We start from the raw sequence: 15,583 nt of genomic DNA, 5'->3' as shown, positions 1-15,583 counted from the left end.
GGTCGTAAAGTTTAGACACAAAAAAACCGTCAAAATTATTCTTGACGGTTTCTTGTATAATTTTAAATAAAGTTTATGCTAGTAGATCTAAAACGAATGATGGATACAAACCTAGCGCTATATTCAAGACAATCGCTATAACCGCGACTGCGTAAATAACAAAAGGAGTTCCTGTTCTTTCTTGATTAGGCTCTTTTGTATACATCGCTATGATCACTTTAAAGTAGTATCCTACGCTTATAATTGAATTGATTACAGCAACTATAACTAAAGCAAGAAAACCTGCTTGCAGCATGTTATTGAATAAAAACAATTTGGCAAAGAAACCTGCAAAAATTGGAATTCCCGCCATAGATAATAGTGAAGCAGTTAAGATAGCCGCTAATAAAGGGTTGGTTTTTCCTAATCCGTGGAAGTTAACGATGTCTTCGTTTTCGTTGTTTTTACAAACATATATAATTACACTAAAGGCTGCGATTCCTGCCAATGCATAAGCTGAGGTGTAATACAATAATGTCCCAGCAGCATTTGTAGTACTTAGTAAAGTCATTAACATAAAACCAGCGTGGGATATCCCAGAAAATGCTAGTATTCGTTTTACGTTTACTTGTCTTAATGCCATTATGTTTCCTACGGTCATGGAAGCCATAGATATGATAACAATAACTAATTGGAATGAAGGCGAAATGTCCGCATGCATAATCGTTAGCAATTTAAATAATGTGGCGATAGCCACAACTTTTGCCAATGTGCTCATTAAAGCAGTGGTCAAGGTAGGAGATCCTTCATAAACATCAGGTGCCCAAAAATGAAATGGTACAGCTGCAATTTTGAAAAACATTCCGATAGTAACCAGTACAATTCCAATTGGGAACCAAACAGGCAATTCGGCAGATTGCGATAATTCGCTAATTTCAATAACATCAAAACTTCCCATCGCTCCGTATATTAGACAGATACCAAAAAGGATAATTCCCGAAGCAAAAGATCCCATTAAGAAATACTTTAAACCCGCCTCATTACTTTTTATACTTAATCTATTGCTTGCCGCCAAAATGTATAGGGCAATAGATAATACTTCGATTCCTAAAAAGAACATCGCTAAGTTTCCAAAAGAAACCATGGCAACTGTTCCTGCCAATAAAAATACTTTTATGGCAATAAAATCTGAGATTTTAGTTTGGTGATGCTCATAGAATTTATGACTCAAGGCCACTAAGAAAATGGTTAGGATGATAAACAGACCACTGAATGCAGTAGAAAATTTACTCACAATAATCATGTTGTTGTAGTAGGCTTCAGGAGAATTAAATTCTGAGATATCAAGGCCTAGAATGGCAAGTAACCCAATAATTGTTATGGGAACAATGGCTTTTCTTAGATCGAAAATTTCAAATAAAAGGCATAAAACACCTAATCCTATTATAGCTATTAATGTATTCATTTTTTTTATTTGACTAGTTAATTCTATTAATATGAGTTAAAATATTTTCCAAACTTGGTGTGATTAAGTCTGTAATTGGTTTTGGATACATCCCAAAAAAGAATAAAACTGCTATGATAGCAACCAAAGCAAATCCTTCTTTAAAAGTAACATCGGCAAATACTTTTGTATTTGTTTCTCCAAGCATCACTTGTTGGTACATTTTCAACATGTAGTAAGCTCCCAAGATGATAGTTGTTCCTCCTAAAAAGGCAAACCATACATTTATTTGTGAAAGACTGTATAATACCGTGAATTCCCCAACAAAGTTGAAAGTAGTAGGAAGCGCAACAGACGCTAATACCAGAAGTAAGAACATCGAAGCAAATTTTGGTGATTGCGAACGAATACCACCCATTTCAGAGATGTTTCGAGTTTCATATCTCCTAAATATGATTTCAGAGATAAAAAATAATCCAACTACTACAAATCCGTGAGCAATCATTTGTAAAACTGCACCGCGTAATCCGTCAATTGTCAATGTATAAGTACCTGCTGCAATTAGTCCAACGTGAGCTAATGAAGAGTAAGCTAGTAATTTCTTTAAGTCTTTTTGTCTCAAAGCAACAATTGAACCATAGATTACTCCAGCAATTCCAAGGCTTATGAAGATATACATGTATTCTTTTGCGGCAAGTGGAGCAATAGGTAATTGCCAGCGAATAATACTGTACAATCCCATTTTCAGCATAATCCCTGAAAGCAACATCGTTCCTACTGCAGGTGCTTTTTGATATACGCTTGCTTGCCAAGTATGGAAAGGAATAAGTGGGATTTTAATAGCGTAAGCTAAGAAAAAGGCCAAGAATATCCACAATTGTTCTGTTGCTGATAAATTTAATTTGTATAAATCTTCTAGTAAAAAGCTTCCCGCTTGTTGGTATAAATAAACAAATGCAATTAGCATAAATAAAGACCCAGCTAGTGTGTAGATGAAGAATTTTATTACCGCTTTTTTACGTTCTTCAGCATCACCGTTACCCCAAATTAAGGCAATGAAATAAATAGGGATTAAAGATAGTTCCCAGAAGATGTAATATAAAAGACCATCAGAAGCTAAGAACGTTCCTACCATGGCAAAAGCCATAAAAAGAATCAGAGCATAAAATGCTTTTGCATTTTTATATTCATTCTCAAAAGAAGAAAATATAATGATAGGTGTCAATGCTAATGTCAATAGAAGCATTGCGATTGATAAACCATCTGCTTGAAGTGCAAATGAAATGTTAGGTTGGTTGATCCATTGGTGGATAACACTAATGTTTTCGCCAGCATTAAATTGATTTAACAATACAATTGCACATCCTAGAGATGCTAGGGAAAAGAACAATGCTACTTTTGAAGCCAGTTTGTCACCAGCCAAATACGTTGCAAAGGCGCCAACAAAAAGTATAATTAACAGTATAGATACATTCATAGTATAAAATTATTGAACTAAAAATAAATAGGTTACAATGGCACACATGCCTAAAACAAAAGCAAAAAGATAAAAACCAATACTTCCGCTTTGTAATTTTTTTCCTTGAAACCCTATTTCATTGGTTACTTTTCCTAATCCAAAAACTAGAGAGGTCAAGGTGGTTTCCACATTATCTCTAAAGAATCTTGACAAGCCATTGATTGATTTCACGAATAAAAAGTCATAGATTTCATCTACATAATATTTATTGTATAACACTTTTGTAAAACCTGTAATAGCTGCATCTTCAGCAGGAACTTGATTTTGTTTGATGTATTTGGCATAAGCAATTCCAATACCTACTAGTCCACCAATAACAGCAACTAGCATCAACATATATTCTGAAGTTCCAAAGTGGTGTTCTTCTGTTGCTACTTTTGTAAATAGAGGCGCTAAGTATTCGTTCAGCCAGCTATTAGTTGGTAAACTAATCAATCCACCTATTGTTGCTAAAATTGCCAAAACAATTAAAGGGAATGTAATCAAAGCTGGACTTTCATGTAAATGACTTTTTTGTTCTGCGGTACCTCTGAATTCTTTGAAGAAAGTAAGGTATAACAATCTAAACATATAGAAAGCGGTCATTAAAGATGCTAATGAAGCGATGAACCAAAGTATTTTGTTGTGCTCAAAAGCCACCATCAAGATTTCATCTTTAGAGAAGAACCCAGAAAAAGGAGGTATTCCTGATATTGCTAATGAAGATATTAAGAAGGTAATAAATGTGATTTTCATTACTTTTTTCAATCCACCCATTTTACGCATGTCTTGTTCTCCGTGTAAAGCATGAATAACTGATCCAGAACCTAGGAACAAAGAAGCTTTGAAAAAAGCATGTGTAATTACGTGGAAAACGGCTACTTCATAAGCACCAAGTCCTAAAGCCAAGAACATCAATCCTAATTGAGAAACGGTAGAGTAAGCGAGCACTTTTTTAATGTCGGTTTGAACCAAAGCGATCGTTGCAGCTACAAGAGAAGTAACAGCACCTACAATGGCGATTATATTTTGTACATCTGGAGCTAGATCAAATATGTAATTTAATCTCGTAATCATAAAGATACCCGCAGTTACCATCGTTGCAGCATGTATTAAAGCTGAAACCGGTGTTGGACCTGCCATCGCATCAGGTAACCAAGTGTATAATGGAATTTGTGCTGATTTTCCACAAGCTCCAATAAATAAAGCAAAAGCAGCAGCAGAGATCCAATACATATTCAAATCTGTAGCACCAGTTATTGCTGTTTTTAAAGTAGCGTAATCTAAAGTAGAGAATAATGATCCTATGATGAAGATTCCAATTAGTAAACCTAAATCTCCAATTCTGTTCATGATGAACGCTTTCTTAGCTGCATCATTGAACTCTTGATTTTTATGCCAAAATCCGATTAGTAGGTAAGAACAAAGACCAACGCCTTCCCAACCGATGAATAACACTAATAAGTTACTTCCTATTACCAAAGTAATCATGAAGAAGATAAATAGGTTCAGATAAGCAAAGTACTTATGCATGTTCTCGTCATCATGCATATAGCTGATAGAGTACATATGTATCAGTGCACCAATTCCAGTAACAAAAAGCAGCCATAAGATCGATAATTGGTCTAATAGAAAACCAAAATCTACTTTAAAGTTGCTGATTTGAATCCAATCGAAAAGCGAAATTTGAATCCCCTCAGGATTTGCAACAATTACTCCGAAGAAATAAGCTGAAGCCAAAAAGGAAGTAAAAACAGCAAGGGTTCCAATAACTCCAGAAGCTGTTTTTCCGATACTTTTTCCAAAGAAAACATTAAATAAAAATCCTAAAAAAGGAGCTAATAATAAGAGTAAAGCTAAATTCGTATTCATTATAATTTATCCTTTTAAGTTTTTTAAATTATTGATGTCAATTGAGCCTAAATTCCTAAATATAGAAACTAGAATAGCTAAACCTACAGCAACTTCGGCAGCAGCTACAGCCATAGAGAAAAAGACGAAAATTTGTCCCTGTGCATCTTGGTGATACGTAGAAAATGCAACAAACAAAAGATTGACTGCATTCAGCATAATTTCGATAGACATAAATACGATAATTGCATTACGTCTGTATAAAACTCCAAATACCCCAATACAAAAAAGTATCGTAGAAAGGAAAATGTAGTTTTCGATGCCTATTTCATTTAAAATATTGTTCATGTTATTTCTCTGTTTTTTCTTTTTTAGACAATAAAACCGTTCCAATCATTGCTACTAAAAGCAATATAGATGCAAATTCAAACGGAACCATATACTCATTCAATAAGACTTTACCCAATACTTTGATAGATTGGTAATCCTCTCCAGTAGTGATGTATTCTCCAACGATAGGTTTAGAGTTGATGAAAACCAAAATCAAAACGATACAGATTAAGCAAAAAGAAACAATTGCTCCTAATCGTGTAATTCTAGGTTTATGAACTTCATTTTCTTTATTCAGGTTCATCAACATGATGGTGAATAAGAATAGAATCATAATCGCTCCAGAGTAGACAATGATGTGAACAATGGCTAGAAATTGAGAGTTAAGTAATAGATAATGTCCTGCAATTGAGAAAAAACAAATTACAAGCCATAAAGCACTGTGAATAGGATTTCTGCTAAAGATTGCCAAAAAAGCTGTAGCAATAGAGACAGCTGCTAAAACACAAAAGATAATTAGTATAGTTGACATTAGTTAGCGTTTTTAAGTTGTGCATTTTGCATTGCGATATCTAAAGGCATGACTAATTTATCTTTTCCATAAATGAAATCTTCTCTGTCATAACTAGAAGCAACTAGTGTTTTTGAGGTTGTCAAGTAGATGGCGTCTTTTGGACACGCTTCTTCACACAATCCACAAAAAATACAACGCAACATATTGATTTCATATATCGAAGCATATTTCTCTTCTCTATACAAATGTTTTTCCTCTGGCTTGCGTTCTTCCGCTTTCATTGTTATCGCTTCTGCAGGACATGACAAAGCACATAATCCACAAGCAGTACAATTTTCTCTACCTTGTTCGTCACGTTTCAATTGGTGCTGACCACGGTAAACCGGACTCATTTCACGTACCTGTTCAGGATATTGAATGGTGACTTTTCTTGTAAATAAATGCTTAATCGTGATTATCATTCCTTTGACAATCGCAAGTAGATACATTTTTTCCAAAAAAGACATCTCTTTGTTAGAGACTACTTTTTTTCTTCCAGATAAGGATATGGTTTCTATTGACATTTTTTATTTTTTTGAAGCTATTCCTGCTATCCGTTACAATCCACGCAAAAGGCGTGGGATTTTCACTTCTATCAGGGCTAGACATTTTTCACTTCTATTTAAAATCCTAAATAAATTGCTATTTCTGCTCTCAAAATTACAATTCCAGTAATAATAATATTGACGATGGAAAGGGGTATTAATATTCTCCATCCCAAATGCATCAGTTGATCGTATCTAAATCTTGGAATAGTCCATCGTACCCACATGTAAAGGAAAATGAAACCACATATTTTGATAAATAAAGCGACGATTCCTATTACATTGGCAAGGTTTACACCCCAATTTTCAACTGCCCAACTCATTCCCGGATAATTATATCCTCCAAAGAATAAAACAGCAAGGATAGTAGAAGAGATAAACATATTAGCATATTCAGCAAATAAGTAGAAACCCATTTTCATAGAGGAATACTCTGTATGGTACCCACCAATTAATTCTGTTTCACATTCTGCTAAATCAAATGGAGTTCTATTTGTTTCTGCAAAAGCACAGATTAAGAAGATCAAGAACGACAACGGTTGGTAAAAAACATTCCAGTTCATTCCAGATTGTTGCAACGAGATTTCTCTCAAACTCAACGTTCCGGTCATCATTAATAGAGCGATCAACGAAAGTCCCATGGCAACCTCATAAGAGATCATTTGGGAAGCCGCACGAACAGCACCAATTAATGAAAATTTGTTATTAGAAGCCCATCCACCAATCATGATTCCGTATACACCTATTGACATTACTCCAATAAGGTAAAGCAAGGCAACATCTATGTCAGTTGCCTGTAAGATGATATCTCTACCAAAAAGGTGAAAATGATCACCCCAAGGAATAACGGCACTTGTCATTAAAGCAGTAGTCATCGCGATGGCAGGTCCTGCAAAAAACAATAAACGGTTTGGTGTATCTGGTTCAAATTCTTCTTTCGAAAATAATTTTAATCCATCTGCCAGCGGTTGTAATAGTCCACCTTTTCCAGCTCTATTTGGACCGATACGATCTTGAAGCCAAGCGGCTACTTTTCTTTCAGCCAAAGTAGAATACATTGCCATTAGCATTGTAATTCCAAAAACAACTAAAATAATAACGCTTTTCTCTATAATTATAGTACTATCCATTTTCTAAATGTTACCATGTTTAAAATCTTCCTCTTCTTCTTTATCCAAAGGGATAGCTGGCATGCTTATTTTTAAACGGTCTTGTTCTCTACCTCTTAATATAAAATCTTCGGTATCGATTACAACTGTTTTTAATTCTTGCGTGTAATTATTTTGATTGATAACAGAATCTTTGTCAAATGCTCTTGGCCCTTCAATAACCCAGTCAGCAGGTGTTTTGTGGTCAAAACGGCATTCGTTGCAAATGAATTCTTCTACTTCATGATAAACATCTTTACGGCCCGTAACTCTTTGAATTTCGTCTCCAAACATCCATAGGGTTGTTTTTCCACAACATCCAGGGGTTGTACACTCTCTATGAGCATTGTAAGGCTTGTTGAACCAAACTCTAGATTTAAACCTAAAAGTTTTATCAGTTAATGCACCTACTGGACATACATCAATCATATTTCCTGAAAACTCATTGTCGATAGCTTTAGAAATACAAGTCGAAATATTCGAATGATCTCCTCTATCCATCACACCGTGTACACGATTGTCTGTCAATTGATCAGCAACCATCACACAACGGTAGCAAAGAATACAACGATTCATATGTAATTGAATATTTGGACCAATGTTTTCTGGCTCAAATGTTCTTTTCTCCTCTATAAATCTACTTTTAGCTTTACCGTGTTCAAAACTTAGATCTTGTAAATCACATTCTCCCGCTTGGTCACAAACAGGACAGTCTAGTGGGTGATTGATCAATAAGAATTCTGTTACTGATTCTCTGGCTTCTTTTACTCTGTCAGAAGATTTACTGTTAATTTCCATACCGTCCATGCATCCTGTAACACAGGAAGCCATTAGTTTTGGCATAGGTCTAGGGTCTGCTTCACTACCTTTAGCTACTTCAACTAAGCAACAACGGCATTTTCCACCACTTCCTTTTAATTTAGAGTAATAGCACATTGCTGGTGGCACAGATTCTCCACCTATCATACGCGCTGCTTGCAGAATAGTTGTTCCTGGTTCTACTTCAATTGCTTGACCGTCTATTGTTACTTTCATTTATCTTTTTGTTTAAAGTTTCAGGTTTAAAGTTTCAAGTTGTTGGACGCAAAACTTTAAATATGAAAATTTAGATACTATTTTAAACTATTTGTTTTGTTACTAAGTGCTTTACTTGAGCAAATGGTTCTTCAACAAAATGATTTCTGTTTTTTATTTTTTCTGGGAAACGAACGTGATATTCAAACTCATCTCTAAAGTGACGAATAGCTGCTGCTACTGGCCATGAAGCCGCATCACCTAGTGGACAAATCGTGTTTCCTTCAATTTTACTTTGAATACTCCATAGCAAATCGATATCCTCTTCACGTCCCTGACCATTTTCAATACGCCATAGCACTTTTTCTAACCAGCCCGTACCTTCACGACATGGCGAACATTGTCCGCAACTTTCATGATGATAAAAACGAGCAAAATTCCAAGTGTTACGCACGATACAAGAAGTGTCATTATATACAATGAACCCTCCAGAACCTAACATCGATCCTGTTGCAAATCCACCATCACTTAGTGATTCGTAAGACATCAAACGGTCTTCACCGTTAGCTGTTTTGTATATTAAATCAGCAGGTAAAATGGGCACTGATGAACCTCCTGGCACTAATGCTTTCAAGGGTCTGTCAGAACTCATTCCTCCTAAATATTCATCTGAATTCATGAATTCGTAAACGCTTAGTCCCAACTCAATTTCATAAACACCAGGATTTTTTACGTGTCCTGAAGCCGAAATTAATTTGGTTCCCGTAGATCTTCCGATTCCAATTTTAGCATAATCATCACCTGAATTATTTACAATCCATGGCACTGATGCAATAGTTTCAACATTATTTACCACTGTAGGGTTAGCCCACAATCCAGATACTGCTGGGAATGGTGGCTTAATACGAGGATTACCTCTTTTTCCTTCCAATGATTCAATAAGAGCGGTTTCTTCACCACAAATGTAGGCACCAGCACCACAATGAACGTATAGTTCTAAGTCGTATCCTGTTCCTAGTATGTTTTTACCTAACCAACCTGCGGCTTTCGCTTCGGCAATGGCTCTTTCTAAAATTTTATAAACCCACATGTATTCTCCACGTATGTAGATGTACGATAGGTTTGCACCCAAAGCAAAACTGGAAGTAATCATTCCTTCGATCAATAAATGAGGAATAAATTCCATCAAGTAGCGATCTTTGAAAGTTCCTGGCTCAGATTCATCCGCATTACAAACTAAATGTCTTGGTTTTCCTGATTTTTTATCAATAAAACTCCATTTCAATCCAGCGGGGAATCCAGCACCACCACGACCACGAAGTCCTGATGCTTTAACTTGCTCAACAACTTCGTCAGGAGTCATCGCTTTCATTGCTTTTTCCACTGAGGCATAACCACCGTTCTGGCGATATACTTCATAGGTTTTGATTCCTGGAATCTTGATTTTGTCTAATAATATCTTTTTTGACATATTATTTATCGTGTAGTATTATTTTATTATCTCGGCAATCAATGATTAATTGATCGATTTTTTCTTGTGTAAGATGCTCTTTGTAAAAATCGCCTAATTGCATCATTGGTGCATAACCACATGCTCCTAAACACTCTACTCCTTTTACTTCAAAAAGTCCGTCTGCAGTAGTTTCTCCCATTTTCACACCTAGTTTTTCACAAGTGTAGTCCATCAAATCTTCTGTTCCGTTTAAGCAACATGGCGAAGTTTGACAAAATTCAAATAGGAATTTTCCAACAGGTTTTTGATTGTACATCGAATAAAAAGAAACAACCTCATATACCTCAATTGGTAATATTTGGATGATTTCAGCTACTTTATCCATTAATTCAATACTCAACCAATTGTCGTGAGCATCTTGAACTTCATGTAAAACGGGTAATAAAGCTGATTTTCTTTTGTCTTCAGGGTAATGACTAATTAATTCATTGATGCGAGTCATCAATGCTTCAGTCATATTTATTTCTTGTTTGTAATGTTTACGTTCCATAATTTTATGCGTCTAATTCTCCAGCAATTACATTTAAACTTGATAAAATAACAATCGCATCAGATAGTAATGCACCTTTTATCATTTCTGGATAAGCTTGATAATATATAAAGCAAGGTCTTCTAAAATGAAGTCTATACGGTGTGCGACTTCCGTCAGTTACTAAATAAAAACCTAATTCTCCGTTTCCTCCCTCTACAGGGTGGTATATTTCTGCAACTGGAACAGGAACTTCTCCCATTACAATTTTAAAGTGGTATATTAGGGACTCCATGCTAGTGTAAACATCTTCTTTTGGAGGAAGATAATAATCTGGAACTTCAGCATGAAAATCGTTTCCTTCTGGCATTTTTGCTAGTGCTTGACGAATGATACTTAAGCTTTCCCAAACTTCAGCATTACGAACGCAAAAACGATCATAGGTATCTCCAGATTTTCCAACAGGAATTATAAAGTCAAAATCTTCATAAGAGCTATATGGTTGTGCGACACGAACGTCGTAATCAACACCTGCAGCACGTAAATTAGGCCCTGTAAATCCGTAGGAAATTGCTTTCTCAGCAGATATGGCCCCTACATTTATGGTACGATCCATAAAAATTCTATTTCTTTCAAATAGATTTTCGAATTCTTTCCAAGCAACTGGGAATTCTTCTAAAAACACATCTAATTTTCTGAAAGCTTCTGGCGACCAGTCTCTTTCAAAACCACCAATTCTTCCCATATTAGTTGTTAATCGAGCACCACAAATTTCCTCGTAAATCTCATATACTTTTTCTCTAAATTGAAAAACGTAAAGGAACCCAGTGTAAGCACCGGTGTCAACTCCTAAAATGGAATTACAAATAAGGTGATCTGTAATTCTCGCTAATTCCATTACAATAACCCTTAAATACTGAGCACGTTTTGGTACTTCAATATCTAGTAGTTTTTCTAAAGTCATCCACCATCCCATATTATTAATAGGAGAGGAGCAATAGTTCATTCGGTCTGTAAGGGGAGTAATTTGGTAAAAAGGACGATTTTCTGCAATTTTTTCAAAAGCGCGGTGTATGTAACCAATAGTAGGTTCCGCTTCTAAAATACGTTCCCCATCCATCAACAAAATGTTTTGAAAGATTCCGTGCGTAGCGGGGTGAGTAGGACCTAAATTTAGGATTGAAAGTTCGCTTCCATCCTCATTTAGCTTCTCTTTTATGATTTTAGCATATCGATGCTCTGGTGGTAATAATAGTTCTGACATTTATAGAATGTGAAAAATTATAGATTGTTTTTTTAGCAATTGTCTATTGTTCTACCGAAAAAACGGTCGTCTTTGTCTGTTCGTCCGCCATCTTCCAATGGAAACTCTTTACGCATAGGAAATGAAATCATTTCATCCATGTTCAAAATACGTTTCAATTGGGGGTGACCGATGAAGTCTACTCCGTAAAAATCGTAGGTTTCTCTTTCCATCCAGTTTGCACTTAGGAAAATGTTAGAGATGGTTTTTATCTCCGGTTTTTCACCATTAATAAAAGTTTTGATTTTGATACGCTTGTTATCGTACCAATTGTGCATGTGATACACGATTGTAAATTGTCTGTCAACTTCATTATCTGGATAATGTATTCCACATAAGTCAGTTAAAAAGTTAAAACGCAATAAAGGATCGTTTTTCAAAAAAAGGATAATAGCTGTGATTTTGTCTGCAGCTGCTTCAAATGAAAAGATGTCTTTTTCTTGATTAAAATGAAAGACATGATCACCAAACGTTTCCGTTAATTTATCTTGAATATCTATATTTTCTAATGCCATATCGTTATTTGATATTATAAGAGGCCAATAATTCTTGGTACTCCGGAGAACTTCTTCTTCTTACGGATTCTGTTCTAACCAATTCTTGTAATTTCATTACGCCATCTACAATTTGCTCTGGTCTAGGAGGGCAACCTGGTACGTAAACGTCAACTGGTATTACTTTATCAATTCCTTGAAGAACTGAGTAGGTGTCAAAAATACCTCCTGAGGAAGCACAAGCACCAACGGCAATAACCCATCTTGGTTCTGACATTTGTTCGTATACCTGACGTAAAATAGGAGCCATTTTTTTAGAAATAGTTCCCATAACCATTAGCATATCTGCTTGACGAGGAGAAAAACTCACACGTTCAGAGCCAAATCGTGCTAAATCATAATGCGAAGCCATGGTAGCCATGAATTCAATACCACAACAAGAAGTTGCAAAGGGTAATGGCCAAAGCGAATTGGCACGAGCCATACCTACAACATCATTCAGTTTTGTGGCGAAAAATCCTTCTCCAACAACACCTTCTGGCGGCTCAACCATTTTTATACTTGAATTACTCATTTTTTATTATTTTGAATTATAAATTTTGAATTATAAATTGTCTAGAATTTAAATTCAATCTTTAAATAATTTTTATTCCCACTCTAACGCTTTCTTTTTGATGATATAGAAAAAACCAACCAATAGTAAAAGCATGAATATGACCATTTTAACCATTCCTTCCATTCCTAATTCTTTGAAGTTGATTGCCCACGGATAAAGAAAGATAACTTCTACATCAAACAGAACAAACAAAATCGCGACAAGAAAGTATTTTACAGAGAACGGAATACGTGCATTTCCTATGGATTCAACTCCACATTCAAAGTTTTTGTCTTTGATTTCTGACTTTCTCTTAGGTCCTAATTTCCCAGAAACGATAATAGTTCCCACTACAAAACCGGCAGCTAATAAAAACTGTATTAAAATCGGTATATAACTTAACTGATCAGATTGCATAATTAATGATTTTTATGTGCTAAAATAAGCAGCAAAGATAGGTTTCAAGGAATTAAAACACAAGTGTAATACAAGATTTAGTTACATTGAAAATCAAAGTACTTCGTAATTTTTAATGATTATAAATAATAATTTGAATTCTCTTTTTTGCAAGTCTGTTTTTAAGATTTAAGCAAAAAAAAACGTTCCGATATAAATCGAAACGTTTTAAACATTCGTAGGCAAAAAAAATATTTTTTTGCTTAGATAACTGCTACTTTCGCAGCAACTTTTCCTTTTCTTCCTTCTTCTTCTTCATAGCTAACTCTGTCACCTTCGCGTAATTCTTCCGCGTTGATTCCTGAAGCGTGAACAAAAATGTCTTTTCCTGTTTCTTCGTCTGTAATGAATCCGTAACCTTTTGACTCATTGAAAAATTTAACTGTACCTGTACGCATTGTAATAGTAATAATAATTTATAATGAAGCAAATGTAATATTTAATATCATATGATTGTTAATAAATATTCTTTTTTTTTGAAAATAATTGATATTCAACGTTTTCCGGCAATTTTTACCGATTAACTACTGAATATTTAATTTTATATGTAGCTCTTTTAACTGGGATTCATCAATTGCCGATGGTGCATCAATCATAACATCTCTTCCTGAATTATTCTTAGGAAAAGCGATAAAGTCACGTATGGTTTCTTGTCCTCCAAGAATAGCAACTAATCGATCCAATCCAAAAGCTAGTCCTCCGTGCGGTGGAGCTCCAAACTGAAATGCGTCCATCAAGAACCCAAACTGCTCTTTGGCTTGGTCTTCTGTGAAGCCTAAGTATTTGAACATTAGTTGTTGCGTTGCTTTATCATGAATACGAATAGATCCACCTCCAATTTCGTTTCCGTTCAATACCATATCATAGGCGTTGGCACGTACTTTTCCTGGGTCTGTTTCTAATAAATGCATATCTTCCGGTTTAGGAGAGGTAAACGGATGGTGCATGGCGTGGTAACGACCACTTTCTTCGTCAAACTCCAATAATGGGAAATCAACTACCCAAAGCGGTGCAAATTCTGTTGGTATTCTTAATCCCAAACGAGTTGCTAGTTCCATACGCAATGCGCTTAACTGTGTTCTTGTTTTATCCGCAGGACCAGAAAGTACAAAAATCATGTCTCCCGGTTTTGCTCCTGTAGTTTTAGCCCAATTTGCTAGATCTTCTTGGTCGTAAAATTTATCTACAGATGATTTGAATGTTTCGTCTTCGTTGCATTTTACATAAACCATTCCCGAAGCACCCACTTGGGGACGCTTTACCCATTCGATTAATGCATCGATTTCTTTTCTGGTGTAGTTTCCAACACCGGGAACTGCAATAGCTACCACTAATTCCGCTGCATTGAAAACAGGGAATTCTTTGTTTTGTGCCACTTCGTTTAATTCGCCAAATTCCATTCCGAAACGGATGTCCGGTTTGTCATTTCCGTATGTTTTCATTGCGTGTTCGTAGGTCATACGAGGGAATTTATCCACTTCGATGCCTTTTATTTCTTTTAAAAGATGTCTTGTCAATCCTTCAAATACATTTAAAATATCCTCTTGTTCCACAAAGGCCATTTCGCAATCAATTTGCGTGAATTCCGGTTGTCTGTCTGCGCGTAAATCTTCGTCACGGAAACATTTTACGATTTGGAAATATTTGTCCATTCCCCCTACCATCAATAATTGTTTGAAGGTTTGCGGAGATTGCGGTAATGCATAAAATTGCCCTTCATTCATTCGAGAAGGAACAACAAAATCTCGGGCTCCTTCGGGAGTTGATTTGATTAGGTATGGTGTTTCTACTTCGCAAAAATCTAAATCAGAAAGGTACTTGCGCACTTCCATCGCTACTTTGTGACGAAATAGTAAACTGTTTTTTACTGGATTTCTCCTGATGTCAAGGTAACGGTATTTCATTCGAATGTCTTCTCCACCATCTGTTTCATCTTCAATAGTGAAAGGAGGCGTCAAAGCGGCATTTAAAATAGTTAGTTCAGTAACTAAAATTTCGATTTCACCTGTTGGGATGTTTTTGTTTTTAGCTTCACGTTCGATAACGGTTCCTTTAACCTGGATTACGAATTCACGACCCAATGTTTTTGCCAATTCAAAAACTGTTTTTTCGGTACGACCTTCGTCAAAAATCAATTGTGTTATTCCATAACGGTCACGCAAATCAATCCAATTCATGAATCCTTTGTCTCTAGATTTTTGAACCCAACCGGCAAGAGTAACTTCAGTGTTTATATGTGAGGCGTTGAGTTCGCCACAGTTATGACTTCTATACATTTTATTTATTTTTATATGCTGTTTTTACTAATGCAAAATACCTGAAGCCCGCTGGGCTTCCTCCTTTTAATTTCAAATGCCACAATTATGACTTGTATACATTATCAAAATTTTA

The 15,583-nt window shown here is 35.6% G+C and carries 16 protein-coding genes; all 16 read right to left on the bottom strand.

What is annotated here, in order from left to right:
• Nucleotides 1–73: 73 nt before the first annotated feature.
• Nucleotides 74–1,444 carry an NADH-quinone oxidoreductase subunit N gene (locus QO182_RS11350; RefSeq protein WP_371540859.1) on the bottom strand — a complete coding sequence of 457 codons (1,371 nt, stop codon included), beginning with the start codon at nucleotides 1,442–1,444 and terminating at the stop codon, nucleotides 74–76.
• Nucleotides 1,445–1,457: 13 nt separating this feature from the next.
• Entirely contained in the window at nucleotides 1,458–2,900 is a 1,443-nt protein-coding gene (locus QO182_RS11345; protein WP_371540861.1) for a NuoM family protein, read from the bottom strand.
• Between the two features lie 9 nt (nucleotides 2,901–2,909).
• Complete coding sequence (gene nuoL, locus QO182_RS11340) at nucleotides 2,910–4,793, bottom strand: NADH-quinone oxidoreductase subunit L (protein WP_371561687.1); 1,884 nt, start codon at nucleotides 4,791–4,793, stop codon at nucleotides 2,910–2,912.
• Between the two features lie 6 nt (nucleotides 4,794–4,799).
• Complete coding sequence (gene nuoK / locus QO182_RS11335; protein ID WP_074723985.1) at nucleotides 4,800–5,120, bottom strand: NADH-quinone oxidoreductase subunit NuoK; 321 nt, start codon at nucleotides 5,118–5,120, stop codon at nucleotides 4,800–4,802.
• A gap of 1 nt (nucleotide 5,121) precedes the next feature.
• Entirely contained in the window at nucleotides 5,122–5,634 is a 513-nt protein-coding gene (locus tag QO182_RS11330; RefSeq protein WP_091085098.1) for an NADH-quinone oxidoreductase subunit J, read from the bottom strand.
• Entirely contained in the window at nucleotides 5,634–6,179 is a 546-nt protein-coding gene (locus QO182_RS11325) for an NADH-quinone oxidoreductase subunit I (RefSeq protein ID WP_074723987.1), read from the bottom strand. Before QO182_RS11325 ends, QO182_RS11330 begins: the two co-directional genes overlap by 1 nt.
• Before the next feature lie 98 nt (nucleotides 6,180–6,277).
• Nucleotides 6,278–7,330: an NADH-quinone oxidoreductase subunit NuoH gene (nuoH, locus tag QO182_RS11320; RefSeq protein WP_371540865.1), complete on the bottom strand. Its 1,053-nt coding sequence runs from the start codon at nucleotides 7,328–7,330 to the stop codon at nucleotides 6,278–6,280.
• Nucleotides 7,331–7,333: 3 nt separating this feature from the next.
• On the bottom strand, nucleotides 7,334–8,383 hold the full coding sequence (locus QO182_RS11315) for a 2Fe-2S iron-sulfur cluster-binding protein (protein ID WP_371540866.1): 1,050 nt from the start codon (nucleotides 8,381–8,383) through the stop codon (nucleotides 7,334–7,336).
• 82 nt (nucleotides 8,384–8,465) lie between these two features.
• Nucleotides 8,466–9,833, bottom strand: a complete 1,368-nt coding sequence (nuoF, locus tag QO182_RS11310; RefSeq protein ID WP_371540867.1) for an NADH-quinone oxidoreductase subunit NuoF — start codon at nucleotides 9,831–9,833, stop codon at nucleotides 8,466–8,468.
• Nucleotide 9,834: 1 nt separating this feature from the next.
• Nucleotides 9,835–10,365, bottom strand: coding sequence for an NADH-quinone oxidoreductase subunit NuoE (nuoE, locus tag QO182_RS11305; RefSeq protein WP_371540868.1), 531 nt, complete (start codon nucleotides 10,363–10,365; stop codon nucleotides 9,835–9,837).
• 4 nt (nucleotides 10,366–10,369) lie between these two features.
• A complete protein-coding gene (locus tag QO182_RS11300; RefSeq protein WP_371540869.1) occupies nucleotides 10,370–11,608 on the bottom strand; it encodes an NADH-quinone oxidoreductase subunit D in 1,239 nt (412 codons plus the stop codon).
• Between the two features lie 32 nt (nucleotides 11,609–11,640).
• A complete protein-coding gene (locus QO182_RS11295) occupies nucleotides 11,641–12,162 on the bottom strand; it encodes an NADH-quinone oxidoreductase subunit C (protein ID WP_371561685.1) in 522 nt (173 codons plus the stop codon).
• 4 nt (nucleotides 12,163–12,166) lie between these two features.
• Nucleotides 12,167–12,715: an NADH-quinone oxidoreductase subunit B gene (locus QO182_RS11290; RefSeq protein ID WP_371540871.1), complete on the bottom strand. Its 549-nt coding sequence runs from the start codon at nucleotides 12,713–12,715 to the stop codon at nucleotides 12,167–12,169.
• A 72-nt stretch (nucleotides 12,716–12,787) separates the two neighbouring features.
• Entirely contained in the window at nucleotides 12,788–13,153 is a 366-nt protein-coding gene (locus tag QO182_RS11285; RefSeq protein ID WP_091085077.1) for an NADH-quinone oxidoreductase subunit A, read from the bottom strand.
• A gap of 242 nt (nucleotides 13,154–13,395) precedes the next feature.
• Nucleotides 13,396–13,590: a cold-shock protein gene (locus tag QO182_RS11280; RefSeq protein ID WP_007137066.1), complete on the bottom strand. Its 195-nt coding sequence runs from the start codon at nucleotides 13,588–13,590 to the stop codon at nucleotides 13,396–13,398.
• A gap of 126 nt (nucleotides 13,591–13,716) precedes the next feature.
• On the bottom strand, nucleotides 13,717–15,468 hold the full coding sequence (aspS, locus tag QO182_RS11275) for an aspartate--tRNA ligase (protein WP_371561683.1): 1,752 nt from the start codon (nucleotides 15,466–15,468) through the stop codon (nucleotides 13,717–13,719).
• Nucleotides 15,469–15,583 lie beyond the last annotated feature (115 nt).

Origin of the sequence: Flavobacterium sp. Arc2 (assembly GCF_041431385.1) — a bacterium.
Taxonomy (GTDB): domain Bacteria; phylum Bacteroidota; class Bacteroidia; order Flavobacteriales; family Flavobacteriaceae; genus Flavobacterium.
This window is presented reverse-complemented; position numbering and strand designations above follow the sequence as displayed.